The organism is Citrobacter sp. wls826 (assembly GCF_005281245.1).
In the GTDB taxonomy this organism is placed as follows: domain Bacteria; phylum Pseudomonadota; class Gammaproteobacteria; order Enterobacterales; family Enterobacteriaceae; genus Citrobacter; species Citrobacter braakii.
Map to the genome: position 1 here is coordinate 5,340 of NZ_SZWS01000027.1, position 3,513 is coordinate 8,852.

A 3,513-nucleotide genomic window follows, 5' to 3' on the forward strand; every position below is an offset into this window, starting at 1 on the left:
TAACGCCTAACCAATAGCTTCCAACGGGGATGCTGGCCAGCAGCGTCTGCGGATCGCGGCTAAAACTAAACAGAATGGTCACGACGCCGACCGTCAGAAAACCAAACGGTAATGCCATCCAGCGACACCAGCGCCAGAAGGAAATGCGCAGCAGCCAGCAGCTCAGCGCGGCAATCAGTAACAGCTCAATACCCTGCCCCAACGGGGGCAGAGTAAACGCCAGAATCATCATCATCAGCCAGAGCAGAAATTTCCGCACGGGTGAGACATGAAACCAGCGGCTTTGATAGCTAAGCCTGTCAAGCCCGGTCATCACGACGTTGCCTGCCCTTGGTGTAACCCAGAATGTAGAAAATCACGGCTGCGCCCAGCGATCCCTGGAGCGTAAACAGCAGGCTTTCAATCTCACCGCTTGCCGGTTCATACAACGGCTGGAACCACGGCTCATAATGTGGGGCAATTGCCTGAATCTGACTCTCCGCCTCACCGTCTGAGCCACCGTACTCTCCACCATGGTTGATAAAGAACGGCAGGATCACCAGCGCCACTACCATCCCTAACAAAATCAGCGTCTTTTTCATCGTTAATGTCCTTGAGCGGTAATCAACTGCCGTTTGGTTAACTGGTCATAAATCATTACGGTGAGCAGACCTTCCGCTATCGCAATTGGGATCTGCGTCAGGCAGAAAATCCCCATGAACTTGATGATTGAACCCGTAGCACCGGCGGATGGGTCCGGGAACGCCACGCCCAGTTGCACCGAGGTCACGAAATAGGTGACGAGATCCGCCAGCATCGCGCACAGGAAGACGCAAACATCACGACGCAATCCCGCACGGCAGGCCATTTTCCACACCATGTAACCCACCACCGGGCCAATCACCGCCATCGACATGCCGTTAGCGCCAAGCGTTGTCAAACCACCGTGCGCCAGTAACAGCGCCTGGAACAGCAGGACGATTGCCCCGAGGATTGCCACCACGCCCGGTCCAAACAGGATAACCGCCAGGCCTACCCCGGTAGGGTGCGAGCAACTTCCGGTAACAGAAGGAATTTTCAGCGCCGACAGCACAAAAATAAACGCGCCGCACAGAGCCAGTAATACTTTTTGGTGACTATCTTCCTGCACGATTTGGCGCAGCCGCACCAGCCCGTACCACAGGCACGGCAAAAACAGCAGCCACCAGGCCAGCGCCCACATCGGCGGCAAGAAACCTTCCATTATGTGCATGGCGAACGCTTGTTCAGGAACAACCATCAGTAATAGCGCCGCAGCCAACCCGCTGAAAGACAGCTGTTTTAGCTGTTGTTCAAGCTTCATTGTGCATACTCCCACTGTTTATTGACCAGAATGGTCGAGAAATAAGGCAGCGGCTGATCGTCGCTCACCTCATCGAGATGACGCCAGCACTGTTCACCCGGCAGCGTGGCTTCAGACATCATCAATGCACAGCCCAACAAACCCTCTTGTTGCAGCAGCGCTTTGATGCGCGCAAAACGACCGTATACCTTCATCAGCACCAGACTGTCATGCTGCTTTAACGCCTGCTGGATTTCCGCTTCCGGCGCGGTACAGGAGACCACGGCCAGTGACTGTTGCTCCATGGCGAGCGGCGTTTTTGAACGCGCGGCAATCGCAGCGAAAGAGGTCACGCCCGGGACGATTTCTAACCAGTCAGGACAGCCAATACGCTGGAGTAAAAAAACCCAGGTGCTGAACAGCATGGCGTCGCCGAGTGTAATAAAGCCCACCTGCTTACCCGCTTCGACTTCCTGAACTAGCGCGGCCGCAACGTCATCCCATACCGCCTCTTTTTCGGCGCTGTCAGCACTCATAGGAAAATGGCAGCAGCGAACTTCGGTCTGCTCGCCGATATATTCACGTACGATCGACAGCGCCAGACTGTCGCCACCTTTGCGCCCGGCGGGTGCATAGAGAATATCCAGCGTACCCAGCGTGCGTGCGGCCCGCACGGTGATAAGATCGGAAGCGCCAGGCCCGGTGCTTAATGCGTACAGTTTTCCGCTCATGCCGCTTCCTCCAGCGCCACATTAAGCGCCTGTTGTAAATGCGCCACGAACATAGCGCGAACCGCCGGATTCTCACCCAGACCACTGAGCCACGGCGTAGCCGGTATCCCGGCCGCATTGAACAATGTTTTCCAGGAATCCTCTTCGTCAGAGGCCATATCATTGATGGCATGATCGCCAGCAACTAACATCAGCGGCATCAGATGCACCGCCGTCACCCCTTCCTGAGACAAACTTTCAATCAGCACATCGACTTCCGGGTAGCTTTCCACCGCCCCAACCCGCGCCGGGTAGCGCTGTGCCGTCATCATATGGTCGAGGCAGGCATAGGCGGCAAAGGCATGATGGCTGGCACCGTGTCCCATAAACACCACTTTTTCATTTTCGCCAAGCACCGGCATTTGCTGTTGCAGCGCCAGCATCAGCTGGGCGTAATCGTCATGGCTGCTCAGCAGCGGAACACCCAGCGTCAGGCGAGAAAAAAACGGGCGCATGCTTTGCACTTCGCGGACAATTTTTTCGTATTCATCACCGTTGATAATGTGCAACGACTGAATAGCCACGTCCTGATACCCCTGCTCCGCCAGCTTTTGCAGCGCCTGCAGCGGCGTGTCGATCTCAATGCCGTCGCGCTGCTTGAGCTTGCGGATAATCATCCCGGAGGTAAACGCCCGAAACAGGTCGCGGTCAGGGCAACTGACTGCGAGATCGCTCTCGCAAGCCACAATATTTTTCTCACAGGTGTCGTGATAGCTGGTGCCAAAGCTGACCACCAGAAGCGCCTTTTTCATCTCTAACTCCTTAAGCAGCGGCCAGCCAGCGCGTTAAACGCGCCCCAAAGGCGGCCTGACTTTCCAGTAACTCTTCTCCCGTCACCAACGGTGCCGGACGTGTAATCACGATGCAGGGGATACCAGCATCCAGACAAGGTTGAACTTTTTCCTGATAACCACCTTCCGCACCGGATGCCTTAGTGATCACCACATCAGCCTGACACTGGCGATAAAACGCAGCGTTGAACTCGGCGCTAAACGGCCCGCACAATGCAAAAATCTCACCGACGCCAAATCCCAGGTCCGCGCATTGCTGAATAACCTCGGGTACAGGCAGGACGCGCGCCAGCAGCGTTTTTTCAGGCAACCCTTCGCGCCAGATAGCCAGATCTTTACTGCCGGTCGTCAGCAGCACGCGGTCACCGAAACGGCGCGCAACCTCGCAGGCTTGCTGAATACTCTGTACGGTATAAAGCTGCGGGTGGGTTAAACCGCTCAACTGCTCAGGACGTTGATAGCGGCTCAGCAGTACCCCCGCCGCTTCGCAGGCGTTCATGATGTTGCGGCTCACCACCTCGGCATACGGATGCGAGGCGTCTATCACCCAGCGCGTCTGATTTTCCTGTAGCCAGGCAATCATTTGTTCGCGCTCCAGACGCCCGCAGCGCACCTGACCTTTGATATCTCCCGCCAGTTGCTTCCCCGTTGG

General features: G+C 56.2%; 6 protein-coding genes. All 6 read right to left on the reverse strand.

Annotation, left to right across the window (positions count from 1 at the left end; translation table 11 throughout):
- On the reverse strand, nucleotides 1-313 hold a 313-nt coding region (locus FDW87_RS21920), incomplete at its 3' end, for a CbiQ family ECF transporter T component (RefSeq protein ID WP_305764068.1).
- Nucleotides 300-581, reverse strand: coding sequence for an energy-coupling factor ABC transporter substrate-binding protein (locus FDW87_RS05935; protein ID WP_006683999.1), 282 nt, complete (start codon nucleotides 579-581; stop codon nucleotides 300-302). The genes FDW87_RS05935 and FDW87_RS21920, both read right to left, overlap by 14 nt.
- Nucleotides 582-583: 2 nt before the next feature.
- Nucleotides 584-1,321, reverse strand: coding sequence for a cobalt ECF transporter S component CbiM (gene cbiM / locus FDW87_RS05940; RefSeq protein ID WP_016153516.1), 738 nt, complete (start codon nucleotides 1,319-1,321; stop codon nucleotides 584-586).
- On the reverse strand, nucleotides 1,318-2,031 hold the full coding sequence (locus tag FDW87_RS05945; protein ID WP_016156863.1) for a cobalt-factor II C(20)-methyltransferase: 714 nt from the start codon (nucleotides 2,029-2,031) through the stop codon (nucleotides 1,318-1,320). The genes cbiM and FDW87_RS05945 overlap by 4 nt, the downstream gene beginning before the upstream one ends.
- Entirely contained in the window at nucleotides 2,028-2,822 is a 795-nt protein-coding gene (locus FDW87_RS05950) for a sirohydrochlorin cobaltochelatase (protein WP_137379522.1), read from the reverse strand. The genes FDW87_RS05945 and FDW87_RS05950 overlap by 4 nt, the downstream gene beginning before the upstream one ends.
- Before the next feature lie 10 nt (nucleotides 2,823-2,832).
- The coding region (locus tag FDW87_RS05955; RefSeq protein WP_252363037.1) for a cobalt-precorrin-6A reductase at nucleotides 2,833-3,513 on the reverse strand (681 nt) is incomplete at its 5' end.

What these genes read in the sequence shown, in the direction of transcription:
- FDW87_RS05950 (WP_137379522.1), bottom strand. Translation starts at nt 2,822, where the DNA reads ATGAAAAAGGCGCTTCTGGTGGTCAGCTTTGGCACCAGCTATCACGAC.
- FDW87_RS05935 (WP_006683999.1), bottom strand. Translation starts at nt 581, where the DNA reads ATGAAAAAGACGCTGATTTTGTTAGGGATGGTAGTGGCGCTGGTGATC.
- cbiM (WP_016153516.1), bottom strand. Translation starts at nt 1,321, where the DNA reads ATGAAGCTTGAACAACAGCTAAAACAGCTGTCTTTCAGCGGGTTGGCT.
- FDW87_RS05945 (WP_016156863.1), bottom strand. Translation starts at nt 2,031, where the DNA reads ATGAGCGGAAAACTGTACGCATTAAGCACCGGGCCTGGCGCTTCCGAT.